We start from the raw sequence: 23,748 nt of genomic DNA, 5'->3' as shown, positions 1-23,748 counted from the left end.
ATGGCCGAGACATCCGGCGTCGAGAGCGGGGTCGCCGATCGCGCCCCGGCCGGCGCGACGACCCCGCGCGCCGCGTCACCGGGCGAGCCGCACATCCTGTGCGCCGACCTCGTGCGCATCTTCACCGCGGACGGCGTCGAGGTGCAGGCCCTGCAGGGGCTCAACCTGCGGGTCGACGCCGGCGAGATGGTCGCCGTCGTCGGCGCCTCGGGATCAGGCAAGTCGACCCTGCTGACGATCCTCTCCGGCCTCGACACCGCCACGGCCGGTGTCGCCCGGGTCGCGGGGCACGACCTGCTCACGATGGGCTCGCGCGAGCGCGTCGCGTACCGCCGCCGCACCGTCGGCTTCGTCTGGCAGCAGACCTCGCGCAACCTCCTCCCCTACCTCACCGCGGCCGAGAACGTCGCACTCGCGATGAACGTCGCCCGCACGCGCCGAGGTGCCGCGCGGGCGCGCCGCGTCGACGAGCTGCTCGAGCTGCTCGAGGTCGGCGCCGAGCGCGACCGGCGGCCCGGCGAACTCTCCGGCGGACAGCAGCAGCGCGTCGCGATCGCCGTGGCCCTCGCGAACGACCCGCTCGTGCTCCTGGCCGATGAACCGACCGGCGAACTCGACGAGGGCATGTCGTCGGCCGTGCTCGAGGCCATGCGCGGGGTCAACGACGAGCTCGGCGTCACGACGCTCATCGTCACCCACGACCCCGCCGTGTCAGGCCACGTCCGCCGCACCGTGCAGATCCGCGACGGCCGCACCTCGACCGAGGTGCTGCGTTCGACCCGCGTCGACGAGCACGGCGATGAGCAGCACGTGGCCGAGGAGTTCGCGGTGCTCGACCGCGTCGGCCGCCTGCAGCTGCCGCACGACTTCATGCAGAGCCTCGAACTGCGCGACCGCGTCAGGCTCGCCCTCGAGAGCGATCACGTGGGCGTCTGGCCGGGGCACGAGCGACCGGCGGATGCCGCGGCGCCGAGCCCGAACGATGCGGATCCGCCCGCGACGGGGGGCGAGGAGACGACGGCTCCGCCACGCCACGGGCGGCACACCGCCGACGACGGCGCGAGCGCCGAGACATCCGAGGAGGAACGATGACCACCCTGCGCGCCGAATCGGTCAGCCGCATCTTCGAAGGCCGGGGCGGTGGCGTGCACGCCGTCGACGGCGTCTCGCTCGAGGTCGCGCCGGGCGAACTCGTGGTCGTCACGGGCCGTTCGGGCGCCGGCAAGACGACGCTGCTCAACCTGCTCGGCGGGCTCGACCGGCCGACCTCGGGCCGCGTGCTGCTCGGCGACGACGACCTGTCGAAGCTCGGCGAAGACGGGCTCGCCGCGGTGCGCCGCGATCGCGTCGGCTACGTGTTCCAGTCGTTCGGGCTCATCCCCGTGCTGTCGGCGGCCGAGAACGTCGAGGTGCCGTTGCGCCTGCAGCGCACCGATCCCGCCGACCGCGCCCGCCGCGTCGCCGAAGCCCTCGACCTCGTCGGGCTCGGAGCGCACGCCGCGCAGCGTCCGTACGAGCTCTCGGGCGGGCAGCAGCAGCGCGTCGGCATCGCCCGCGCGCTCGCCGCGCGCCCGCAGGTGCTCCTCGCCGACGAGCCGACGGGCCAGCTCGACAGCGGCACGGCGGCGACCGTGATGGACCTGATCGGCGAGCTCGTGCACGCACGGGGCGTCGCCGCCGTCGTCACCACCCACGACGCGGCGCTCGTGCGCCGGGCCGATCGAGTGATCGAACTGCACGACGGGCGGACGCGCGAGCCCGAGACGGCGACCGCAGCCGGATGACCCCGCGCCCGACGCCGCAGCGGTGGCGGAGTCAGCGCACCCGCACCGACAGGCAGGTGACGCATCCCTCGAGCTTCTCGAACTCCGAGATGTCGACCGTGACCACCCGGTAACCGAGGCCGGCGAGCATCGCCGCGGTGCGCGGTGCCGAAGCGGACATGAGCAGCGACGTCTCCGACAGCTCGACCACGGCGACGCCCTGCGGCTCGGGCACGGGCAGGAACCGGTCGAACACCGTGGCGGCGTCGAGCAGGGCGGGGTCGCCGATGACCGTGCCGTCGGGCAGTGCGGTCGCGGCGCTCTTCAGATGGAGGGCCTTCGTCATCGGCACGCCGACGACGCGATATCCGTGCGGGGCGAGCAGTTCGCGCAGCTGCCGGACGCCCTCTCCGTTCGTGCGGGCCGACGCCCCGACGTACACCACGTCGCCGACCTTCAGCACGTCGCCGCCGTCGAGGGTGCCCGGCTCCTCGATGCGGCGGACGGTCACCCCCGCGATCGAGCGCACCGCCCGTTCGACGCCGTCGACCTCGCCCCGTCGCGACTCGGCGCCGGGCCGGGTGAGCACCGCGAGGTCGCCGAACATGACGACGGCGTCCTCGACGAAGACGGAGTCGGCCATCTCGGGCGCGGCGTCGACCTCGACCGTCTCCCACCCCTCGGCGACGAGCGCGGCGCAGTAGTTGTCCCACTGCTCGTCGGCGCGCGCCTGGTCGACGGGGCGGCGTTCGAGGTGGGTGAGCTCGGCCTCGTCGAGGTTCGAGGCGGGGATGCGCACGAGCGCGAGGCGCCGGGGCGCCCGCTCGCGGCGGTGGTCGATGATGCCCCGCATGATGCGCGGCGCGAGGAACACCTCGCCGAGCACGACCGCGATCACGAAGATCAGGTTGAGGCTCACGAGCGAGCCGATCACGAAGAGCACCGCGGGACCGTACAGCGGTCGCGCCGCGACCACGATCATGACGCTCGTCGCGATGAGCGCGGCGAGGCAGGCCGACGTGAACCCGGTGATGAGCGCGAGGAACCAGGCTCGGGTGGCGCCGAGGCCGTTCGCGATCGAGAGCAGCGCCCACGCGAAGAACGCGGCGAGGGCGAAGTGCCCGAACACCTGCTGGAAGACGGCGGGCGACTGGCCGTTGCCGATGAAGAAGGCCAGCGCCGCGACGCTCATCGCGACGACGGCCACGACCGCCGCCGACACGAGCACCGCCGCCACCCGACGCCCCCGGCCCGCCGCGGGCGCGTACCTCGCCGACGGTCGTGCGGGCGCGGTCGAAGACGGTGAGGCGGGGGACGTCATGGAGACGAGCCTACTGGCCGGTCGGACGGCCCGGTGCCCGGCGGCGCGCTCGGCACGGCGCCGTCAGGTGCATCGGATGCCCCGGCGCGTCGGTCGATGCTCGGCCACCCCGAACGGCTCCGGCCGGAGGGCGCTCGTGCGCCCTCCGGCCGGATCGGTTCGGTCGGTGCGGCTCAGCGCCCGGCGTCGAGGCGTGCGCGGGCGAGGCGCTCGGCGGCGTCGAGCGTCGTCGTACCGGTCGCGACGGCGTCCTGCAGCACGGCGGCGACCACGTCGCCGATGCCCGCGATGCGCGCGTCGAGCGCGGCCTGGTCGGCACCGGGCTGGCCGGCCACGTCGAGGTAGATCACGCCGCCGGCGTTGACGACGAAGTCGGGCGCCCAGACGATGCCGCGGGCACGCAGGAGCTCGGCCACGTCGCGCGAGGCGAGCTGGTTGTTCGCGGCGCCGACGACGGCCGCGACCCGCAGCTCGTCGACGACCTCGGGCGTGAGCACGCCGCCGAGCCCGCACGGCACGAAGACGTCGGCCTCGACCCGGTGGGCGTCGGCCGGCTCCACCCAGGTCGCGCCGAGCTCGTCGGCGAGCGCGCGCTTCGACTCCGCGACATCCGTCACGGTCAGCCGTGCGCCCGCGGCGGCGAGGCTGCGCGCGAGGCGACCGCCGACCTGGCCGAGACCCGAGATCACGAAGTGGCGACCTGCGGCGTCGGTCGAGCCGAACACGTGGCCGAGCGTCGCGAGGATCGAGGCGTGCACGCCCGCGGCGGTCGCGTCGGCGGGCTCGCCCACGCCGCCCTGCTCGGGCGGGAGTCCGCAGACATGCTCGGTGCGCTCGTGCACGACGGCCATGAGCTCGGCGCTCGTGCCGACGTCTTCGGCGGTCATGTACGCGCCGCCGAGCGACTCGACCGCGTCGCCGAGGTCGAGCATCGCGTCACGCCGCTGCGCCTCGTCGAGCACGACGCCCGACGGGACGACGACGACCGACTTGCCGCCGCCGCGCATGAGGCCGGCGGCCGCGTTCTTCATGGTCATGGCCTGCGAGAGTCGCAGCGCGTCGGCGAGGCCGTCGGTCCAGTGCCCGTAGTTCCAGACGCGGGCTCCGCCGAGCGCCTGGCCGAGCCGGGTCGAATGCACGGCGACGATGACGGTGAGACCGGAGCGGGGACCGCGGGTGATGAGCACCCGCTCGTGGTCGGGAGCGTCGCTCGGCAGGGTGGCGCTGACCTCGGCGGCTCGCGCCGGGGCGTGGGTGATCGACATCGATCGTTCTCCTCGAATCATCCGCTTCGTGGGCGGAACCTGGCCCGCGCGTGGTCTGCGCAGGGTCGATTCAAGGGTACCTCCGGGCAGATGCCGCAGGGCGCATGGTCGCGGGCGACGACGACCGGCCGTCGCGCGCGGCCGCGCTCAGTGGAAGAAGTGCCGCTCCCCCGTGAAGTACATCGTGACGCCCGCCGCCTTCGCCGCCGCGACGACCTCATCGTCTCGCACCGAGCCGCCGGGCTGCACGACCGCCTTCACGCCGCCGTCGATGAGGATCTGCAGGCCGTCGGCGAACGGGAAGAACGCGTCGGATGCCGCGACCGAACCGGCCGCACGGTCGCCGGCCCGCTCGACGGCGAGCTTGCACGAGTCGACCCGGTTGACCTGCCCCATGCCGACGCCGACCGAGGCGCCGCCGGAGGCGAGCAGGATCGCGTTCGACTTCACCGCGCGGCACGCGCGCCACGCGAACTCGAGGTCGGCGAGGGTCGCCTCGTCGGCGGCCTCGCCCGCGGCGAGCGTCCACTCCGACGCAGGTGCGAAGTGACGGTCGGCCTGCTGCAGCAGCATGCCGCCCGAGACCTGCTTGAGCTCGACCGCCGTCGGCACGAATCCCTCGGGCAGGGTCAGCAGGCGGATGTTCTTCTTCTGCGTGAGCAGCTCGACCGCCTCGGCCTCGAAGGCGGGGGCGACGAGCACCTCGGTGAAGATGCCCGAGACGGTCTCGGCCATCTCGCGCGTGACGGTGCGGTTCGCCGCGATCACCCCGCCGAACGCCGACACGGGGTCGCACTCGTGGGCGCGGCGGTGCGCGTCGGCGATGGCGTCGACGGCGCCGGGCAGGGCGACCGCGATGCCGCACGGGTTGGCGTGCTTGATGATCGCGACCGCGGGCTCGTCGAAGTCGAACGCGGCACGCACCGCGGCATCCGCGTCGACGTAGTTGTTGTAGCTCATCTCCTTGCCGTGCAGCTGCACGGCCTGGGCGATGCCGGGGCGGCCGCCCTGCGAGGCGTAGATCGCCGCCTTCTGGTGCGAGTTCTCGCCGTAGCGGAGGTCGGCGTCCTTCGTCCAGGTGCCGCCGACCCAGGCGGGGAACGGCGACTCCTCCGCCGGCTGGTCGGGTGCGACGACGCTGCCGATCCAGCTCGCGACCGCGACGTCGTACGAGGCCGTGTGCCGGAACGCCTCACGGGCGAGCTCGCGGCGCTGCGCGAGCGTCGTGCCGCCCGCGGCGACCGCGGCGGCGAGCTCGTCGTAGCGGTCGGGCGAGACGACGACGGCGACGTTCGCGTGGTTCTTCGCCGAGGCGCGCACCATCGCGGGCCCGCCGATGTCGATCTGCTCGACGACGGCGTCGGGCTCGGCGCCCGAGGCGACGGTCTCGACGAACGGGTAGAGGTTCACGACGACGAGCTCGAACGGCGCGATGCCGAGGCCGGCGAGCTCCCGCTCGTGGTGCTCGAGGCGCAGATCGGCCAGGAGACCCGAGTGCACGGCCGGGTGCAGGGTGCGCACACGCCCGTCGAGGTGCTCGGGGTAGCCCGTGACCTCGGCGATCTGCGTGACCGGAAGTCCGGCGTCGGCGATCGCCTTCGAGGTGCCGCCGGTCGAGACGATCTCGACGCCCGCACCGACGAGCGCGGTCGCGAGCTCGACGAGCCCGCGCTTGTCGCTCACGGCGATGAGCGCCCGGCGCACGGGCACGAGGTCGCGTTCGCGGTAGAGGCTGGGGTCGATGGCGTGGCCGCTCATGATCGTGCGAGGTCCTTCAGGTCGAGGTGCGAATTGGCGATGTCGAGCACGGCCTGGATGAGCAGGCGGCGCTCGACGGGCTTGATGCGGTCGTGGAGGCTCGACTCGGTGTCGCCCGGCAGCACCGGGATGCGCTCCTGCGCGATGATCGGGCCGCCGTCGACGGAGTTGTCGACGACGATGAGGCTCGCCCCGGTCTGCGAGACGCCCGCGGCGAGTGCGTCGCGCACGCCGTGCGCGCCCGGGAACTCGGGCAGGTACGCGGGATGGGTGTTGATGAGCTGCGGCGAGAACGCGTCGACGACCGCGGGCGGCACGAGTCGCATGAGGCCCGAGAGCACGACGAGATCGGGCTCCCAGCGCCGCACCTCTTCGATGAGCGCGTCGCCCCAGGCGTCGCGGTCGGGGTAGGCCGTGAAGGGCACCGTGAAGGTCGGTACGCCGAAGTCCTCGCCGAGCACGAGACCGGATGCCTCGCGGTCGGCGCCGATCGCGACGACGCGCGCCGGGAACTCGGCGTCTTCGGCGGCTTCGAGCAGGGCCTTGAGGTTCGACCCTCCACCTGAGATCAGGACGACGAGCTTGAGCACTCCTCGAGCCTACCGGCCGAGATCGGGGCGTGACGTCTCGGCGGCGGCGAGGCCCGTGCGCTGCTGCACGCGAGCGGCGACGCCGCCCACGATCGCCCCGGTGCCGACGGTCGCCGCGGTGACGAGCGCGACGGCCCACGCATCGGGGCCGACGACCGCGAGCCGACCGGGCCCGATCGCGCCGCCCGACCACCAGGCGAGCAGCCCGAGCACGATCGCGGCGACGAAAGCGGCGCCGGCTCCGACGGCCACGGGGCGCCACCACGGGTCGTGCTCGTCGACGGGCGACCCGGCGCGCAGCACGAACCACGCTCCGACGAACCCGAGCGCGACGGGCACGAGAAGCCACAGCACGCCCGACGCGGGCGCATCGCCCGGCAGCGCGCCGAGCAGCGGGATGCCGGGGATCTGCCCGAGCACCGTGCCCCCGGGGGCGACCGTCGTGCCCGTCCCGATCGCGAAGCCGGGCCCCAGCAGCCACGACGCGACCCAGATCACGAAGTTCGGCAGGAATGCCAACTCGGCGACGAGGAGCAGGAGTCCGCCGTCGACGCCGGCGCCGAGCGCCTGGGCGAGCCCTGCGATCGTCGCGTAGTCGGCCGCGATGAGCACCGCAACCACGACCCCGGCGACGGCGAGCACGCCGAACGCGGCACCCGCGCCGATGCGGGTCGCCTGACGCACCGAGGCGACGAGGGCGGGCGAGAGGTCGTCGAGGCGGGCGCGCACCCAGCCGCCGGCGAGGTCGCCGGCACCGGCCTCGCGCAGCGTCTCGAGGCCGGCCCCGAGCACCACGCCGATCGCCATCGCGAACGCCGGCAGCAGGAGCGCCTGCCAGAACGGCACCGCTGCCGAACCCGTGCTCGCGGAGAGGCCGAGCACGCCGCCGGCGGCCGCGTAGACGACGACCGCGGCGACCGAGCCCGTGATCGAGTGCCCGCCTGCGGCGGAGCGGCGACCGATTCGGCGGCCCGCGACGACGGTCAGCAGAGCGAACCCGAGCAGCGCGATCGTGATGGGGAACGGGTCGCCCGCACCCGGCAGCGCGATGCGCGCGGCCGTGAGTTCATCGAGCTGCACGACCACGTCGACGCCGTGACCGAGCAGCCAGCCGTCGGCGGCGGCGCGGAAGAAGGACGAGACGTCGACCGCCAGCCCGAAATGCACGGCCCACACGACGAGCAGCGGCACGAGCGCGACGCCGAGCCCGATGAGCGCGGCAACGGCGGCTTCGAGGGCGGCGAGCAGGGCGATCGTCGTGCGTCTCATGACGCCGTCGAGCCTACAGGCGTGCGGATGGTTCGACCGACCGCGCCGCGGCGAGGTCGATCACCCGCGCAGGGACGTCGATCACCCGCGCAGGGAGGTGTCGAGCGGTTCCGTCTCCTGCCGGTCGACGTCGAGCACCGCGGTGTCGGCATCGCCGTCGACGTCGCCCGACGGTTCGCCGCCGCCGGTGCTGCTGCCGGTGCTCGCCGTCGCCGCCAGGGCGTCCGCCTCGATCTCGTCGGCCGGCCGCCGCAGGAGCTCGACGAGCAGCACGGCGATGAGCGCGACGACGATCGTGCCCCAGACCGACCCGGTCGTGACCGGACGGTTGAACATGAGCACGGCGGCCGCGATGAGCGCGATCGCACCGTAGGCGAAGCCGCGCCCGCGGTCGAGCGCGATGCCGAAGGCACCCGTCGTGATGCCGTGCGCGGCCGCCGTGCGCCGGAGTGCGGAGAAGCCCGAACCCGCGAGCGAGCGAGCGGCGCGCGCCGGCCGCCATGGGCCGGCGAACCACGCGATGATCATGACGAGGATGCCGAGGACCAGGGCAGCCGCAGCCGTCGACGACATCGCCTCGGTCACGTAGCCGTAGATCGCGGTCGCGGCGCCGGCCGGGATCAGGCTCGGACTCACGAGCCCGAGGAAGACGATCTGGCCGACCGCGAAGCCCGCGGCGAGCAGTCCCATGGCGAGTGCGAACCCACCTGCCGTCCAGAAGAGGGCGGCCGAGCGCCGCTTGGCGACGAAGACGCCGGCGACGATGAAGCCGAACGCGACCCAGGGCAGCCACGTGCCGACGGCGACGGCGAGCGAGTAGACCGTGCGCACGAAGACGAAGGCGTCGGCCTGTGCGATCGCGATGCTCTTGTCGATGACCGGGATCTGCTCGGCGAAGCCGACCCCGTTCTCGACGAGCCGGTCCTTCACGGCCTCGATGATCGGCCCCAGCTGCACCGACAGGGTGCCGTCGCCGCCGATCTCGAGCGCGGCGTTCGGATCGCCCTGCATGGCGGCCACGAACTGCTTGTGGGAGACGCGCAGTGCGTTCGCCCAGATGTCGGCGAACGCGTCGCTCGTCACGACCCGGTCGACGACGCCGGAGACGAGCGACTGGAGGCCCTGCGTGGCCGGCCCTTCGAGCAGGCCGAGCGCCTGCTGGGCCTTCGGGGGCAGGTCGAGCGAGCGGATGCCGTCGAACACGTCGGAGGTGAGCTGCGGGATGTCGACCTGCTGTTCGATCGCCGCCGTCACCTCGTCGGCGACGAAGCTCTGCACGGCAGGGTCGTCGGCCAGCGGAGCGAAGGTCGCGACGAACTGGTCGGTGTCGACGAGCTCGGCCCTTGCCCAGCCGGTCACCACCGCGACCGGCGCGAGCAACAGGCCGATCACGACGAGCACGATCGCCCCGGCCGTACGGCCGCGGCCGCGCTTCGCACGCGGAACGGCGGCCGGCTCGAGCGCCGCGCCCGCCCCCTCCGACTCGGCTGCGGCCGCCGCCTCGGCGGCCTCGGCCGCGTCGCGAAGCCGTGCGTTCTCGCCCTCGAGTTCTGCGATCCGAGCCTGCAGCTCGGCGTTCGTCATCTTCGGCATCGTGCCCCCTTTGGCACGACGATATCGGTTCGCGGGCCGCGAACACACCGTCAGTGGACGACGGCCTTCAAGAAGATCATGACGAGCCCGAACGCCGCGGTGCCGAACGCGCCGAGCAGCTGCAGGTGCAGGGGCGCGCCCCGACGACGGTAGGCGACGAATCCGAGCACTGCGAGCACGACGACGCCCGCCCACAGGGCGATCCAGATGGTCAGGGCGTCGGGCACGACCTCCAGCGCCCCGAGCAGCAGGATGGCCGAGGGGATGAGCGCCGAGAACAGCAGGCCGAGCGAGCGTCGGAACGCCTCGGAGAACGCCTGCCTGAGGCCCATCACCCCCTCGACTGCGAGGCCGTGGCGGGCCACGGTGCCGGCGTAGACGTGCGCGGCCCAGAAGACGATCACCGTGACGATCACCGTCCAGAACACCTGCCACGAGCTCGACCCGTGCGAGCCCGCGACGACGATCATGCCCGAGACCAGCAGCACTCCGTAGACGGACTCCTCGGTCACGAACGCGGTGCGCACGAGGCTCTCCCGTGGTTGTCCCGCCTGCGACGCCCCGGCCGAGGCATCCCGGTTCTCCATGCTCATTCCGCCACTCTCTCACAGGGTGCGCGGTACCCCCTGTTCTGGGTTCATGAGCAATGCTCGATTACTCTGTCATATCGCCACGGGCCGGTGTACCGTCTCAGATGAGCCCTGAGACTCCCCCTCGGGTCCGATGAATCCCGCCGTCGATTACCCGCGACGACGGGCCCGACGACTCTCACCCGCACGCCCTGCCACGCCCGCGCACAGCCGCCTCGCAACCCATCGCCCCGCGGAGGACCGTCCGGTCCGCCCGGACCGGACGACGCTGCGCGAACCCGGAGGCGACGATGCCACTGCGCAACCAACCCGAGATCTGTCCCACCCCACCCGTGCGCCGGCGACGTCGGCGCTCCCCGCTGATCGCCGTGGCCGCCGTCGGCGGGCTCGTGCTCGCCGGCCTCGCGATTTCGCCGGCCTATGCGAGCCACGTCCCGTTCGGCACGAGCTCCTTCGAGATCGACACCAACGCGAACCTGGTCGTCGACCACGCCGGCAACCTCGACTGGGCGACCGTCACCGAGGAGCGGACGTCCGACATCACCAACCCGAAGAACGACAACTCGTTCGGTCAGGGCACGAAGGAGGACACCGAGGTTCCCTCGGTCGTCACCGGCGGAATCCCGCCGAACAAGAGCGACCTCAAGAACTTCGGGTTCTACCTCGAGACGACTGCGGGCGGACACCAGTACCTGCACCTGTTCTGGCATCGCGTCCAGGATCCGACCGGCACGACGAACATGGACTTCGAGTTCAACCAGTCGAGCATCGACTCGGGCAACGGCGTCACGCCTCAACGGACGCCCGGCGACGTGCTGATCCAGTACGACCTGTCGAACGGCGGCACCAACCCCCAGCTCTCGGTGTCGAGATGGCTCACCGCTTTCGAGGCGCCACCGCTCAACGCCTGCGAGGCGGGGAGCCTGCCGTGCTGGTCCACGAAGGTCAACTTCACCGCCCAGGGGCTCGCGACCGGGTCGATCAACACGACCGCGATCACGAGCGGCAACGCCGACGGACTCGGCTCGATCTCGGCACGCACCTTCGGGGAGGCGTCGCTCGACTTCACGGCGCTCGCCAGCACCCTCGACGAATGCGCGACGTTCGGCAGCGCCTACCTGAAGAGCCGGTCCTCCGACTCGTTCACGGCAGCGCTGAAGGACTTCATCGCCCCGATCGATACCAACTTCCCGACGTGTGGCGGCGTCATCATCCGCAAGGTCACCGATCCGAGTCCCTCGACCGAGGACTTCAGCTACACGAAGGACTTCTCGAGCGATCCGGCGGGGACCACGTTCACGCTCAGCGACGGAGAGTCGGCGTCCTTCTCGAAGGTGCCCATCAACACGACCGGGCATGTGAGCGAGTCCGCCCTGCCTCCGGGCTGGGACTTCGACAAGATCGACTGCACGGCGAGTTCCGACGGCTCGAACGTCTCCACCAACGGGACGACGATCACCTTCAGCCTCGATACCGCGGCGGACACGGTCGACTGCACGTACTACAACAAGGCGCGCGGATCGATCACGGTCGAGAAGGTCACCGACAGCGGCCAGGGGGCGTTCGAGTTCACATCGGGCACGCTCACTTCGCCGTTCACGCTGACGACGACCGGCGCCGGTGATGCGGGCAAGGACTCGGAGCAGTTCACGAACCTCGTTCCCGGACCGTACGACGTGGCTGAGACGGTTCCCGCCAACTGGCACCTGGTCAGCGCGAGCTGCACCGGTGACGATGACGGAACCGACCCGGCGACGATCGTGCTCGACCCCGGCGAGGACGTGGTCTGCACCTTCCACAACGACCGCAACGTCGGCGCGATCCTGATCGAGAAGACGCACAAGCACGCGGCCGACGGCCCCGGCGATCACCCCGAGTCGGGCGTCGAGTTCACGGTCACGGGCGGCGGGCTCGTCGACCCGATCGTGGTCGAGACGGGCAGCGACGGCACCGTGTGCGTACCCGGCCTGCTCGTGAGCGCCTTCGCCGGCACCTACACCGTCACCGAGACGGTGCCCGCGGGCGAGAAGGTCACGAGTGACAACCCGCAGTACGCCGCGGTCGCGACGAGCGAGGACGACTGCTCCGATGTCGGTGCGGCTGCCACGGTCTCGTTCACGAACATGCCGCTGACGAACATCACGGTGAGCGTCGACTCGCAGGTCGACGGCGGTACGGCCTCGACGATCGAGTGCGGCGCGAGTGCCGACGACCCGGATGCGTCGACCGGCGCGAACGGCGACGGCTCGTTCAGCATGAACGACCTCGAGCCGGGCACCTACGTGTGCACGGTCGTCGTCGACCCGTGATCGGAGGCAATGTAACCGAAATGAGGTAACCGACCCGGCGGGTGCGTCCCCCCGATTCGCCCCGCCGAACGCAGAACCCCGCAGACCATCGGTCTGCGGGGTTCTGTCGATCCGGCCGGGATGCCTCGGCGTCGGCCCTACGCGCCCAGCGCGGCGTAGACCTCGCGGAGGAGCTGCGCCGTCTCGCTCGGGGTCTTGCCGACCTTGACGCCGGCGGCCTCGAGGGCCTCCTTCTTCGCCTGCGCGGTGCCCGCCGAGCCCGAGACGATCGCGCCGGCGTGGCCCATCGTCTTGCCCTCGGGCGCGGTGAAGCCCGCGACGTAGCCGACGACCGGCTTCGTGACGTTCGCCTTGATGAAGTCGGCCGCGCGCTCTTCGGCGTCGCCGCCGATCTCGCCGATCATGACGATCGCCTTGGTCTCGGGGTCGGCCTCGAACGCGGCGAGCGCGTCGATGTGCGTCGTGCCGATGATGGGGTCGCCACCGATGCCGATCGCGGTCGAGAAGCCGAGGTCGCGCAGCTCGTACATCATCTGGTACGTGAGCGTGCCCGACTTCGACACGAGGCCGATCGGGCCCTTGCCGGTGATGTTCGCCGGGGTGATGCCGACGAGCGACTCACCGGGGCTGATGATGCCGGGGCAGTTCGGCCCGATGATGCGGGTCGTGCCGCCCTTCTCCTTGGCGTAGGCCCAGAACTCGGCCGAGTCCTGCACGGGCACGCCCTCGGTGATGATGACGAGCAGGGGGATCTCGGCGTCGATCGCCTCGACGACAGCGTCCTTCGTGAAGGCCGGAGGCACGAACGCGATCGAGACGTCGGCGCCGGTGGAGGCCATGGCCTCGGCCACGGTGGCGAAGACGGGGAGCTCGACGGCGTTGCCGGAGGCATCCGTGTGCAGCACCGTGGTGCCGGCCTTGCGGGCGTTCACGCCGCCGACCACCTGGGTGCCGGCCGCGAGCATGCGCGCGGTGTGCTTCGAGCCCTCGCCGCCGGTGATGCCCTGGACGATGACCTTGGAGTCCTTGTTGAGGAAGATCGTCATTTCTCTGTGAGTCCCTTACGCGTTCGCCAGCTCGGCGGCCTTGTCGGCGCCCTGGTCCATGTTCTCGGCGAGCGTCACCAGCGGGTGCGCGGCCTCTTCGAGGATGCGGCGGCCCTCGACGACGTTGTTGCCGTCGAGGCGCACGACGAGCGGCTTGTTCGCGGCCGAGCCGAGCTCGGCGAGCGCGCCGACGATGCCCTTGGCGACCTGGTCGCACGCGGTGATGCCGCCGAAGACGTTGACGAACACGCTCTTGACCTGCGGGTCGCCGAGGATGATGCCGAGGCCGTTGGCCATGACCTCGGCCGAGGCGCCACCGCCGATGTCGAGGAAGTTCGCGGGCTTCACGTCGCCGTGCTTCTCGCCCGCGTAGGCGACGACGTCGAGCGTCGACATGACGAGGCCCGCGCCGTTGCCGATGATGCCGACCTCGCCGTCGAGCTTGACGTAATTGAGGTCGAGGGCCTTCGCGGCGGCCTCGAGCGGGTCGGCCGCGGCCTTGTCCTCGAGGAGGGCGTGGTTCTGGTGACGGAACTCGGCGTTCTCGTCGAGCGAGACCTTGCCGTCGAGGGCGATGATGTTGCCGTCTTCGTCGAGGATGAGCGGGTTGACCTCGACGAGCGTCGCGTCCTCGCCCTTGTAGACCTCGTAGAGCTTCACGAAGACGTCGGCGACCTTGTCGACGAGCTCGGCCGGGAAGTTCGCGGCGACCGCGATCTCACGGGCCTTGGCCGCGTCGACGCCGGCGATCGGGTCGACCTCGATGCGCGCGAGCGCCTCGGGCTTCTCGACGGCGAGCTGCTCGATCTCCATGCCGCCCTCGACGCTCGTGAGCGAGAGGTAGGAGCGATTGGCGCGGTCGAGCAGCACCGAGAAGTAGAACTCCTGCGCGATGCGGGCGCCGCCGGCGACCATGACGCGCTTGACGACGTGGCCCTTGATGTCGAGGCCGAGGATGGCCTTGGCCGCCTCGTACGCCTCGTCGGGGTTCTTCGCGACCTTGACGCCGCCGGCCTTGCCGCGGCCGCCCGTCTTCACCTGGGCCTTGACCACGACGACGCCGCCGAGCTTCTCGGCCGCCGCACGCACCTCGTCGGGGGTGTCGGCGACGATGCCCGGGAGCACCGGGACCCCGTACTGCTCGAACAGGTCTCTGGCCTGGTACTCGTAAAGATCCACGCTCTACTTCCAATCGGTCCGCACGCGCGATCGCGCACAGGGGCTGGTGGGTTTCGGCCCGGAGGGCGACGAAAAACATCTCGACGTCAAGACAAGTGGGCCGACTACCATGCTACTCCCCGCCTCGGCGGGCCGAGAATCGGGCGGGATGCCTCGGTGTCTCGGTGTCCGGACGGCAACCCCCTTGGCGGCGCGGGCGCGCTTCCCGAGACTGGCGGGGTGGCGCGCGGCGGCGGTGGAACGCGGCATCCGGAGGTGCGGATCGGCATCTCGGGATGGGTGTACCCGCGCTGGCGCCGGGAGTTCTACCCGGCCGGACTCCGGCAGGCCGACGAGCTCGCGTATGCCGCCGACCGCATGTCGGCGATCGAGCTCAACGGCTCGTTCTACGCGCTGCAGCGGCCGCCGAGCTGGGCGCGCTGGCGCGACACCGTTCCCGACGGTTTCGTGTTCGCCGTCAAGGGGCCGCGGTTCATCACGCACATCAAGCGACTGCACGAGTCGGACGCACCGCTCGCGAACTTCTTCGCCTCGGGTGTGCTCGACCTCGGCGCGAAGCTCGGTCCGATCCTCTGGCAACTGCCGCCGACCCTTCCCTACGACCGCGGACTGCTCGAGCGGTTCCTCGGCTCGCTGCCCCCGACGCGGTCGGCGGCGTCGCGCCTCGCCGCCCGGCACGACGACCGGATGCGCGGCCGGGCCTCCTACCGCGCCGGCGAGGAGGCGCCGCTCCGGCACGCGGTCGAGGTGCGCCATCCGTCGTTCGAAGCGGCCGGCGACGAATGGGCCGACCTGCTCGCCGCGCACCGCGTGGCGAGCGTCGTCGCGGACACGGCCGGCCGGTACCCGCGGATCGATCGCGTCACCGCCGACTTCGCGTACGCCCGGCTGCACGGCGAGGAGGAGCTCTACGCCTCCGGCTACGACGACGAGGCGCTCGACCGCTGGGCCGACTGGGCGCGCACGCAGCTCGACGCCGGCCGCGACGCGTACCTCTTCTTCGACAACGACGTGAAGGTCCGCGCCCCCTTCGACGCGATGGCGCTCATCGCGCGGCTTCCCCGACCCGGCGCACCGGGGTGAGGCGAGCCTCGCCACGCTGGCGGCGCCGGGCGACCGCTGCAAGACTGCCGACATGACGGATGCCTCGATCGAACCCGCGCACGGCGACGACCCGCACGACCCGAAGGTGCACGAGAAGCTCAACTGGCTGCGCGCGGGCGTGCTCGGCGCGAACGACGGCATCATCTCGGTCGCCGCGCTCGTCGTCGGCGTCGCAGCCGCAACGACCGACCTCGGCGCGATCCTCGTCGCGGGCATCGCGTCGGTCGTCGCGGGAGCCATCTCGATGGGCCTCGGCGAGTACGTCTCGGTGTCGACCCAGCGCGACACCGAGCACGCGCTCATCGCGAAGGAGACCCGCGAGCTCGCCGAGATGCCCGAGCAGGAGCTCGCCGAACTCGTCGGCATCTATCGCGCCAAGGGCCTTTCGGAGGAGACCGCCGACCGGGTGGCCCGCGAGCTCACCGCGCACGATGCGCTCGCGGCCCATCTCGAGGCGGAGCTGCACATCTCGGCCGACGACGTCGTGAACCCGTGGCACGCCGCCGGGGCGTCGGCCCTGTCGTTCCTCGTGGGCGCGGTGCTGCCGATGCTCGCGATCCTGCTGCCGCCGCCCGAGTGGCGCATCGCGACGACGTTCGTCGCGGTCGTGGTGGCGCTCGCGATCACCGGCTGGCTCTCGGCCTGGATCGGCGGTGCCCCGCGCGGCAAGGCGGTGCTGCGGGTCGTCATCGGCGGGGCGCTCGCGCTCGTGGTGACGTGGGTCATCGGCGGGCTGCTCGGCGGCGTGGTCTGACGCCCGGCTCGCCCAGTGAAGCCCGACGAACCGCTCTCACGGGAGCTGCGGCCGGCGCTGCCCTGATACCGGGGCCTTCCGGCCCGTTCAGTCGGCCCGCGCCTCGCCGGCCCGCGGCCATCCTGGCGTCGCACGCAGTTCGCGCCCATGCCCCACGACGAGCACGTCGACGTCGAATCGCTCGGCGAGCTCGTCGAGGGCGGCGTACCCGCCCGCGACGATCGCGGTGGCGAGCACGTCGGCGGTCACGAGGTCGGCTGCGGCGACGCTCACCTGCACGAACGGGGTGTGCTCGAGCCCCGCGGTCGTCCAGATGTGATCGCCGCGCTCGGCGCTGCCCGAGGTCGCGAGCGCGCGGCGTCGCGCCCCGTCGAGGTCGAATCCGGCGAGCAGGCGGCTGCGGTCGTGCGGGTCGGCGACGCCGACCCGCACCGTCGACCCCTCGGCGATGAGGATGTCGCCACCCGCGTCGAGCGCCCAGCCCGTGCGGCCCGCGGCGTCGAGGGCGTCGCCCGCGTCTTCGACGGCGAGCGCCTTCACGATGCCGTCGAGGTCGATGACGCCGTCGGCCCGGTGAGGCGTGAAGCACCCGTCGGTGCGGGCGCGCCACGCGAGCGCCCGCGCGTACACCGCACGGAGTTCTGCGCTCGCCTCGGGCAGCGCGAGCTCGCCGCGCGCGACCCGGCTCAGCTCGGAGCCCGCCTCGTAGCGGCTGAACCGGCGCTCCCAGCGGGCGAAGATGTCGGCGACCAGGCCGAGCGCCCCCTGGTCGTCGAGCGGCGGTGACGCAGACGCATCGCGGTCGCCGACGGCTGAGGTGCCCGGCCGCACGCTGACGACCGTGCCCATCGCGGCGAACGCCCCCGGCGGCAGCTTCATCGTGGGCGGCACGGTCGTCATCCTGGGAAACCCGCCGCGTCGAGCGCCGACTGCAACGACTGCAGGTAGGCGGCACTCGTGTAGGTCGCACCGCTCACGAGCGAGACCGATGCCGATTGCGCCTGCAGCACCTCGGAGCGCAGCACCGGCTCGGCGCGATTGCTGATCTGCACGCTGCGGCCGTCGTGGTCGGTGAGCTGCAGCGCCGTCACGTCGGAGATCGCCCCGCCCGCGATCGTGACCTGCACCTGCACGTCGCCGAAGCGGGTCGAGACGGTCGGGCCCTCAAAGGTGCCGTCGACGGTGGTCGCGACTGCGCCGGTGCCGCCCGCATCCGTGCCGCCGGTCCCGGAGGTCGTGCCCTTCGGCGTCAGGGCGTTGAAGTCGACGGAACCCGATCCCGAGCCCGAGCTTCCACCGGTTCCGTCGTCGGCCGAGCCCGCGGACGCGTTCGTCACCGTCGGCGTGCCGGTCGCGGTCAGACCGTCGGTCGCCACCTCGCCGAGCTGCCAGCCACCGAGGATCGCGGCGGCCGACGCCGCCGAGGCCAGGAGGACCGCGCGTCGTCTCACCAGTCGAACCTCTCGTGATGGATCTGCTCGGGTGCGAGGCCCACCGCACGTGCCTCGGCGATCAGCTGCTCGGCCCAGCCGCGCGGGCCGCAGACGTAGAGGTCACTGTCGGCGACCGCCGGAACGAGCGCGGCGAGGCCGAGCCCCTCGCGCTCGGCAGCATCCGGCAGCCAGCCGCGGCCGCGCGGCCCGGGAACGGTGAGGAGCGTGGCGCCGCGCGACCGGCAGAGGTCGGCGACCTCGTCGAGCAGCCAGCCGTCGCCGGGTGCGGTGGTACGAAGCACGACCGTCGCCTCCCCCGGCCGGAACGTCGCCTGCTCGAGGAGCGAACGGATGGGCGTGACCCCGATGCCCGCCCCGACGAGGGCGATGCGGTCACGGGTGCGCGCGGCCTCGCTGAAGATGCCGTACGGCCCCTCGAGGGCGACAAGGGTGCCGGGCGCGATGCGGGCGAGCGACGACGAGCCGTCCCCGAGCGCCCTGACGGTGATCCTCAGCCGGTCGCTGTGCGGCACGGCCGAGAGCGAGTACGGGTGCGCCTGCCACCACTGGCCCCCGGCGAGGAAGCGCCAGATGAAGAACTGCCCGCCCGAGGCCGCGAGCGTCTCGAGCCGACGCCCCCGCATCGTGATCGAGAACACCCCGTCGATCGGGCGGCCGACGGGCACGACCGACTCGACGACGAGCCGGTGCCGCATCGACGTCGCGATCGGCACCACGACCCGGAACACGACGATCGCGGCGAAGCTGCCCACGGCGAAGACGAGCCAGTACCAGCGCTGCCAACCGCCCTCGGCGAAGAGTCCACCGACGCTGAACTGGTGCGGCAGCGCAGCCAGCACGGCGGCGTACGACAGCAGGTGCACGAGCTGCCAGACCTCGTAGCGCAGGCGCCGGCGCACTGTGACGAGCGAGGTGACGACGACCACGACGAACAGCGCGAAACCGAGCATCGCGAGCGGGAGGTCGGGCAGGTTCCAGATCGTCACGACCTCCGCGACGACGTCGATGCCGTCGGCGGCGGTGTATCCCGCGACGAGCAGCATGCCGTGGGCGACCAACAGGTACAGCACGGGCTTGCCGAGCCGGCCGTGCAGCGCCATCGCGGCGTCGTGCCCGACCGCGCGCTCGATGAGCGGTACCCGCGCCGCGAGCAGCAGCATCACGAGCACGAGGTCGGTCGCGACGAGCCCGGCGATGATGCCGAGCGAGGTGAGCGCCGCACCCGGATCAGCGAAGCGGGTCGCCCCGCCGTCGGCGAGGAACAGTGCGAGCGCGACGGCGACCGACGCCACCGCGAGCGCCTGCAGCACGTCGACGCGCCACAGTCGCCTCGTGCCCCGCGCGGCGCGGTCCACGAGTCGGCGCGAGGGCCGCTCGAGGTGCCGGGCGTCATGCACGAGGAATGCCATGGCCATATCGTGCGCCGCCGAGCTATCGCGGGGCGGTGAGTTCGCTATGCGCGGGCTGGGAGGTCGAGCACGCGGATCCCGGTCATCCGCTCGGCGGACCGTGCGGGCCGACGCTCGGCGTCGCGGTCGTCGGCGGCGGCATCGGCACCGCCTCGACGAACCGGCGGGCCGCGAGCACCGCGATGACGCCGACGGCGGCGCCGAGCAGCGTCTCGACGACGCGATCGCCGATGAGGGTCGCGACCGGCACGGGCGAAGCGAGGTGGGCGACCGTCAGCGCCATCGGGGTGACGAACACGAGCGCGGTGCCGTAGTGGCGGGTGACGAGCACCTCCGCCCCGAACTGGCACACCGCCACGACGGCGACCAGCACCCAGACCGACGGCTCCGGCCACAGCACGAGCGCCGTCGCCGCGACGCCCGCGATCGTGCCGAGCACGCGGTGCACCGCGCGGGAGATCGTGTGCGCGGCCCGGGCGGGCGGGATGACCGCGATCGCGCTCACCACGGCCCAGTACGGGTGGCCGAGTCCGAGCGCGGCGGCGATGCCGCCCGCGGCGAGCGCGGCGAGCGCGTTCTGCGCGACGTTGAGCCACAGCCTGGGGTCGGCGTATCCGCGCAGGCGGGTCGGCGTGCGACGTGGCAGAGGTTTGAAGGCGCGGCGGGCACGATCGCCGGCGAGCCGGCGCAGCAGCCAGCCCGACATCGCGAGCAGCCACGCGAAACCGGCCGCGGCCCATGCCACGCCCCATCGCTGCCAGCCCGTTCCGTCGTCGACGGGCTGGGCCGCGCACACGAGCAGGCCGAACACCGCGAAGAGCGGCGTCGAGGGCGTCACACCGAGCAGGTTGAAGCCGACGATCACCGTGCCGACGACGAGCACGAGGGCACCGGCCTGTGCGGCGGGCTGCGCACCCGAGGCCGCGAGCAGGATGCCGAGCCCGGTCGCGATGAGCTGCGCGGCTGCCGCCGCGGTCACCGTGCGCAACCGGATGCCGTACGGTTCGCTTCGGCCGAAGATGGCGACCATGCCGCCGAACGCCGCGTACGACGCCCAGTCGATGCGGCCGACCGCGACGAGGATGGCGAGCGGCACCGCCGCGGCGACGGCGGCGCGCAATGCCACTTCGAGGTCGAGCGCGCGTGCCGAACGCCACCACCTTGAGAGGGTCGCGAGCACTCGACTCACGCCAGGCGGCCGAGCTCGAGCGCCGCGAAGCCCAGCGCGGCGATGGTCTCGCCGTCGGCGATCTCGCCCTCGCGCACCATGCGCATGACCTCGGGCCACGGCACCGCCCGCACGCCGGTGATGCCCTCCTCGAGCCGCGTCGCGTGCGAGGCCTGGGGGACGCTGCCGTCGTCGGAAGCGCGGGAGCGGCGCAGCCCCGTGGCGAGGAACACGTGCTCGACGGCGCGGGCGATGCCGTTGAGCGCGGTCATGCGACCGATCTCACGCCACTCGACTGCCTCGTACCCGGTCTCCTCCGCGAGTTCTCGTCGCGCAGCGACGAGCGGGTCTTCGCCGTCGGTGCCGCCGGCCGGCACCTCGACGCTCGTGCCGACGGTGTGGCGGTCGACCGTGACGAGCAGCACCTCGTCGGCGTCGGTGACGGCGACGACGAACGCCGCCGGGTGCGCCAGCTCGACGACGCCGTAGATGCCGGCCTCGCCGTCGGGCCGGACGACCTCGTCTTCGACCACCCGGATCCACCGGTTCTCGTAGACGGTGCGCGACGAACGGGTCGGCCAGGACATGCGGGCGGGCCTCAGAGCTTCTCGATCGGCGCGATCTTGATGAGCAGCTTCTTCTGGCCCGCGCGGTCGAACGAGACGTGCGCGATCTTCTTCGTGCCCTCGCCCGTGACCTGGGTCACCTTGCCCTCGCCGAAGTCGGCGTGGCGGATGCGGTCGCCCGCCTCGAGGGTCAGGTCGCCGTTGTCGCGAACCGTGCCGGTGACCTTGTTCGCCCACTCGGCCTTCGGCTTGGCCGAGCGTGTGACGCTGAACCGCTCGAGATCGCGATCACGAGTGCCCCAGGCGCCGCCGTCGCGACGTGCGTTGAGTGCGCGCGGCTGGGTTCCGCCCCGGCTCGTGGCCATGCCCGGCGACTGCCGCCAGTCGATGAGCCCCTCGGGGATCTCCTGCAGGTAGCGGCTCGGCATCGCCACGGCGACCTCGCCGAACTGCGCCCGGCTCATCGCGAGCGAGAGGTAGAGGCGCTTGCGCGCCCGCGTGATGCCGACGTAGAACAGGCGTCGCTCTTCGGCAGGACCGCCCGGCTCGGAGGCCGACATCTGGTGCGGCAGCAGTCCCTCTTCGATGCCGGTGAGGAACACCGCGTGGTACTCGAGCCCCTTCGCGGTGTGCAGCGTCATGAGCGAGACCGTGCCCGAGGCGTCGTCGAGCTCGTCGGCCGCGGCGACGAGCGACACCTGCGTGAGGAAGTCGACGAGCGTCGCCCCCGGGTTCTCGCGGTCGAAGTCACGGGTCTGCGCCACGAGCTCTTCGACGTTCTCGGCGCGCGTCTCGTCTTGCGGGTCGCGGCTGTTGCGGAGGGCCTCGAGCAGGCCGGACCGCTCCATGAGGAAGACGAGCACGTCGGAGACCTTGGTGCCGGAGACGCCCGTCGCGGCCCCGGCCGAGGCGCCCGCGGTCGGGTCGCCCTCGGCGTCGGTCGACCCGCCGGGCGCGGCGAGCATGGCCGCCGCCTCGTCGAGCACGTCGGCGAGCGCGAGGATCGCGCCCGTCACCTTCGGCCCGAGCCCGAGGCCGCCGGCCGCGCGCATCGCCTCGCGGAAGCTCACCTCGTTCTGCTCGGCGAAGGTCGCGATCGCGGTCTCGGTGGCCGGGCCGATGCCCCGCTTCGGCGTGTTGAGGATGCGCCGCAGCGCGAGCTCGTCGAGCGGGTTGGCGACCGAGATGAGGTAGGCCATCGCGTCTTTGATCTCGGCGCGCTCGTAGAACTTGGTGCCGCCGACGACCCGGTACGGCAGCGCCGACCGCACGAAGATCTCCTCCAGCGCACGCGTCTGCGCGTTGGTGCGGTAGAACACGGCGATGTCGCGGTAGGCGATGCCGTCACGGTGCAGCGCCTCGATCTCGTCGGCGACGAACTGCGCCTCGTCGTGCGCGGTGTAGCCCGTGTACCCGACGATCTGGTCGCCGTCTCCGTCGGCCGTCCAGAGTTTCTTGTCTTTGCGGTCGAAGTTGTTCGAGATGACCGCGTTCGCCGCCGACAGGATGTTCTGCGTCGACCGGTAGTTCTGCTCGAGCAGCACGACCCGAGCGCCCGGGAAGTCGCGCTCGAACTCGACGATGTTGCGGATGTCGGCGCCGCGGAACGCGTAGATCGACTGGTCGGAGTCGCCGACGACGGTCAGGCTCGCGCCCGGGATCGACCCCGAGGCATCCACGAGGCCCCGCACCAGGATGCCGTGCTCGTCGAGCTCGCGCACGACGGCCGGCTCGATCGGCCGCGTCAGCTCGCGGATCAGTGCGTACTGCGCGTGGTTCGTGTCTTGGTACTCGTCGACGAGGATGTGCCGGAACCGGCGCTGGTACAGCGCGGCCACCTTCGGGAAGGCACGGAAGAGATACACGGTCTCGGCGATCAGGTCGTCGAAATCGAGGGCGGATGCCTCGCGCAGGCGCCGCGTGTACTGACGGAAGATCTCGAGGAACATGGCCTCTTGCGGGTCGTTCATGTTCGCGTTCCGCGCGTGCGTCTCGACGTCGGCGAGCTCGTTCTTGAGCTTCGAGATCTTCGCCTGCGCGCTCGCGGGCGTGAAGCCCATCGTGTCGGCGTCGAGCTGCTTGATGATGCGCTTGAGGATCGTGCGCTGGTCGGCCGAGTCGTAGATCGTGAACGTCGACGAGAGGCCGAGCGACTGGGCCTCGCGGCGCAGGATGCGCACGCACGCCGAGTGGAACGTCGAGATCCACATGCCCGATGCGCTGTCGCCGAGCAGCGCCTGCACGCGCTCGCGCATCTCGGCTGCGGCCTTGTTCGTGAAGGTGATCGCGAGGATCTGGCTCGGCCACGCCTCGCGCGTCTCGATGAGGTGCGCGATGCGGTGGGTGAGCACGCGGGTCTTGCCCGACCCCGCTCCGGCGACGATGAGCAGGGCCGGTCCGCGGTACTCGACGGCCTCTTTCTGCTGCGGGTTGAGCCCGTCGGTGAGGCGGGAACCGGGGCCGGATGCGTCGGCGGAACGTGCGGGCGGCGCCTCGCGCCAGCCGGCCGGGTCGTCGGGGTCGAGGATCAGCGTCATGTCGCCTTCAAGTCTAGGCGCGGCCCCCGACATGAGGTTCGCCGTCGGGAAGCGGCGCCCGTCTCGAAACCAC

The 23,748-nt window shown here is 72.1% G+C and carries 20 protein-coding genes; 5 read left to right on the top strand and 15 right to left on the bottom strand.

Annotation, left to right across the window (positions count from 1 at the left end; genetic code table 11):
* Together ACWGPE_RS09980 and ACWGPE_RS09975 are read left to right on the top strand one after the other, a co-directional pair.
* Nucleotides 1-1,092 (top strand): ABC transporter ATP-binding protein, encoded by a 1,092-nt coding sequence (locus ACWGPE_RS09980; protein ID WP_452048607.1) that lies wholly within the window; start codon nucleotides 1-3, stop codon nucleotides 1,090-1,092.
* On the top strand, nucleotides 1,089-1,784 hold the full coding sequence (locus ACWGPE_RS09975; RefSeq protein WP_231430169.1) for an ABC transporter ATP-binding protein: 696 nt from the start codon (nucleotides 1,089-1,091) through the stop codon (nucleotides 1,782-1,784). The genes ACWGPE_RS09980 and ACWGPE_RS09975 overlap by 4 nt, the downstream gene beginning before the upstream one ends.
* Before the next feature lie 31 nt (nucleotides 1,785-1,815).
* On the opposite strand, the gene ddaH is transcribed toward ACWGPE_RS09975, so the two are convergent.
* The 7 genes from ddaH to ACWGPE_RS09940 form a co-directional block, all read right to left on the bottom strand.
* A complete protein-coding gene (gene ddaH / locus ACWGPE_RS09970) occupies nucleotides 1,816-3,084 on the bottom strand; it encodes a dimethylargininase (protein ID WP_275505495.1) in 1,269 nt (422 codons plus the stop codon).
* A gap of 173 nt (nucleotides 3,085-3,257) precedes the next feature.
* Nucleotides 3,258-4,349 carry a Glu/Leu/Phe/Val dehydrogenase family protein gene (locus ACWGPE_RS09965; protein WP_231430168.1) on the bottom strand — a complete coding sequence of 364 codons (1,092 nt, stop codon included), beginning with the start codon at nucleotides 4,347-4,349 and terminating at the stop codon, nucleotides 3,258-3,260.
* A gap of 147 nt (nucleotides 4,350-4,496) precedes the next feature.
* Entirely contained in the window at nucleotides 4,497-6,107 is a 1,611-nt protein-coding gene (gene purH, locus ACWGPE_RS09960; RefSeq protein WP_275505494.1) for a bifunctional phosphoribosylaminoimidazolecarboxamide formyltransferase/IMP cyclohydrolase, read from the bottom strand.
* Nucleotides 6,104-6,697 carry a phosphoribosylglycinamide formyltransferase gene (gene purN, locus ACWGPE_RS09955; protein ID WP_231430166.1) on the bottom strand — a complete coding sequence of 198 codons (594 nt, stop codon included), beginning with the start codon at nucleotides 6,695-6,697 and terminating at the stop codon, nucleotides 6,104-6,106. The genes purH and purN overlap by 4 nt, the downstream gene beginning before the upstream one ends.
* A gap of 9 nt (nucleotides 6,698-6,706) precedes the next feature.
* Nucleotides 6,707-7,966, bottom strand: coding sequence for a cell division protein PerM (locus ACWGPE_RS09950; RefSeq protein WP_452048606.1), 1,260 nt, complete (start codon nucleotides 7,964-7,966; stop codon nucleotides 6,707-6,709).
* Between the two features lie 81 nt (nucleotides 7,967-8,047).
* A complete protein-coding gene (locus tag ACWGPE_RS09945) occupies nucleotides 8,048-9,559 on the bottom strand; it encodes a hypothetical protein (protein WP_452048605.1) in 1,512 nt (503 codons plus the stop codon).
* 50 nt (nucleotides 9,560-9,609) lie between these two features.
* A complete protein-coding gene (locus ACWGPE_RS09940) occupies nucleotides 9,610-10,152 on the bottom strand; it encodes a hypothetical protein (protein WP_231430163.1) in 543 nt (180 codons plus the stop codon).
* A gap of 365 nt (nucleotides 10,153-10,517) precedes the next feature.
* On the opposite strand from ACWGPE_RS09940, the gene ACWGPE_RS09935 reads away from it, so the two are divergent.
* Complete coding sequence (locus ACWGPE_RS09935; protein WP_452048604.1) at nucleotides 10,518-12,458, top strand: MSCRAMM family protein; 1,941 nt, start codon at nucleotides 10,518-10,520, stop codon at nucleotides 12,456-12,458.
* A 137-nt stretch (nucleotides 12,459-12,595) separates the two neighbouring features.
* Here the strand turns inward: ACWGPE_RS09935 and sucD are convergent, their stop codons facing one another.
* Together sucD and sucC are read right to left on the bottom strand one after the other, a co-directional pair.
* Complete coding sequence (gene sucD, locus ACWGPE_RS09930) at nucleotides 12,596-13,504, bottom strand: succinate--CoA ligase subunit alpha (RefSeq protein WP_231430161.1); 909 nt, start codon at nucleotides 13,502-13,504, stop codon at nucleotides 12,596-12,598.
* Between the two features lie 15 nt (nucleotides 13,505-13,519).
* Nucleotides 13,520-14,683 carry an ADP-forming succinate--CoA ligase subunit beta gene (gene sucC, locus ACWGPE_RS09925; RefSeq protein WP_452048603.1) on the bottom strand — a complete coding sequence of 388 codons (1,164 nt, stop codon included), beginning with the start codon at nucleotides 14,681-14,683 and terminating at the stop codon, nucleotides 13,520-13,522.
* 219 nt (nucleotides 14,684-14,902) lie between these two features.
* On the opposite strand from sucC, the gene ACWGPE_RS09920 reads away from it, so the two are divergent.
* Together ACWGPE_RS09920 and ACWGPE_RS09915 are read left to right on the top strand one after the other, a co-directional pair.
* A complete protein-coding gene (locus ACWGPE_RS09920) occupies nucleotides 14,903-15,766 on the top strand; it encodes a DUF72 domain-containing protein (RefSeq protein WP_452048602.1) in 864 nt (287 codons plus the stop codon).
* Nucleotides 15,767-15,818: 52 nt separating this feature from the next.
* Nucleotides 15,819-16,541 (top strand): VIT1/CCC1 transporter family protein, encoded by a 723-nt coding sequence (locus tag ACWGPE_RS09915; protein ID WP_231430158.1) that lies wholly within the window; start codon nucleotides 15,819-15,821, stop codon nucleotides 16,539-16,541.
* Between the two features lie 87 nt (nucleotides 16,542-16,628).
* Here the strand turns inward: ACWGPE_RS09915 and ACWGPE_RS09910 are convergent, their stop codons facing one another.
* The 6 genes from ACWGPE_RS09910 to ACWGPE_RS09885 all read right to left on the bottom strand — a co-directional run bounded on the left by ACWGPE_RS09910 (nucleotide 16,629) and on the right by ACWGPE_RS09885 (nucleotide 23,675).
* Nucleotides 16,629-17,432: an FAD:protein FMN transferase gene (locus ACWGPE_RS09910; protein WP_231430157.1), complete on the bottom strand. Its 804-nt coding sequence runs from the start codon at nucleotides 17,430-17,432 to the stop codon at nucleotides 16,629-16,631.
* A 5-nt stretch (nucleotides 17,433-17,437) separates the two neighbouring features.
* Complete coding sequence (locus tag ACWGPE_RS09905) at nucleotides 17,438-17,992, bottom strand: FMN-binding protein (RefSeq protein WP_275505488.1); 555 nt, start codon at nucleotides 17,990-17,992, stop codon at nucleotides 17,438-17,440.
* Nucleotides 17,989-19,404, bottom strand: coding sequence for a ferredoxin reductase family protein (locus ACWGPE_RS09900; protein ID WP_452048601.1), 1,416 nt, complete (start codon nucleotides 19,402-19,404; stop codon nucleotides 17,989-17,991). The genes ACWGPE_RS09905 and ACWGPE_RS09900 overlap by 4 nt, the downstream gene beginning before the upstream one ends.
* Before the next feature lie 82 nt (nucleotides 19,405-19,486).
* Nucleotides 19,487-20,593, bottom strand: a complete 1,107-nt coding sequence (locus ACWGPE_RS09895; protein WP_452048600.1) for an FUSC family protein — start codon at nucleotides 20,591-20,593, stop codon at nucleotides 19,487-19,489.
* Nucleotides 20,590-21,159 (bottom strand): NUDIX domain-containing protein, encoded by a 570-nt coding sequence (locus tag ACWGPE_RS09890; protein WP_231430153.1) that lies wholly within the window; start codon nucleotides 21,157-21,159, stop codon nucleotides 20,590-20,592. The genes ACWGPE_RS09895 and ACWGPE_RS09890 overlap by 4 nt, the downstream gene beginning before the upstream one ends.
* 11 nt (nucleotides 21,160-21,170) lie before the next feature.
* On the bottom strand, nucleotides 21,171-23,675 hold the full coding sequence (locus ACWGPE_RS09885; RefSeq protein ID WP_231430152.1) for an ATP-dependent helicase: 2,505 nt from the start codon (nucleotides 23,673-23,675) through the stop codon (nucleotides 21,171-21,173).
* Nucleotides 23,676-23,748: the final 73 nt, after the last annotated feature.

This window comes from Agromyces sp. NPDC055658, from assembly GCF_053618155.1.
The sequence above is the reverse complement of the archived record's forward strand: the minus strand, read 5'-3'. Positions and strand labels throughout refer to the sequence as shown.

Bases quoted from the DNA above. Each gene is read 5' to 3' on its own strand.
- ACWGPE_RS09890 (WP_231430153.1), bottom strand. From the start codon at position 21,159: ATGTCCTGGCCGACCCGTTCGTCGCGCACCGTCTACGAGAACCGGTGG.
- ACWGPE_RS09940 (WP_231430163.1), bottom strand. From the start codon at position 10,152: ATGAGCATGGAGAACCGGGATGCCTCGGCCGGGGCGTCGCAGGCGGGA.
- ddaH (WP_275505495.1), bottom strand. From the start codon at position 3,084: ATGACGTCCCCCGCCTCACCGTCTTCGACCGCGCCCGCACGACCGTCG.
- ACWGPE_RS09965 (WP_231430168.1), bottom strand. From the start codon at position 4,349: ATGTCGATCACCCACGCCCCGGCGCGAGCCGCCGAGGTCAGCGCCACC.
- ACWGPE_RS09945 (WP_452048605.1), bottom strand. From the start codon at position 9,559: ATGCCGAAGATGACGAACGCCGAGCTGCAGGCTCGGATCGCAGAACTC.
- ACWGPE_RS09885 (WP_231430152.1), bottom strand. From the start codon at position 23,675: ATGACGCTGATCCTCGACCCCGACGACCCGGCCGGCTGGCGCGAGGCG.
- ACWGPE_RS09900 (WP_452048601.1), bottom strand. From the start codon at position 19,404: ATGGCATTCCTCGTGCATGACGCCCGGCACCTCGAGCGGCCCTCGCGC.
- purH (WP_275505494.1), bottom strand. From the start codon at position 6,107: ATGAGCGGCCACGCCATCGACCCCAGCCTCTACCGCGAACGCGACCTC.
- ACWGPE_RS09915 (WP_231430158.1), top strand. From the start codon at position 15,819: ATGACGGATGCCTCGATCGAACCCGCGCACGGCGACGACCCGCACGAC.
- sucD (WP_231430161.1), bottom strand. From the start codon at position 13,504: ATGACGATCTTCCTCAACAAGGACTCCAAGGTCATCGTCCAGGGCATC.
- ACWGPE_RS09950 (WP_452048606.1), bottom strand. From the start codon at position 7,966: ATGAGACGCACGACGATCGCCCTGCTCGCCGCCCTCGAAGCCGCCGTT.
- ACWGPE_RS09975 (WP_231430169.1), top strand. From the start codon at position 1,089: ATGACCACCCTGCGCGCCGAATCGGTCAGCCGCATCTTCGAAGGCCGG.
- ACWGPE_RS09980 (WP_452048607.1), top strand. From the start codon at position 1: ATGGCCGAGACATCCGGCGTCGAGAGCGGGGTCGCCGATCGCGCCCCG.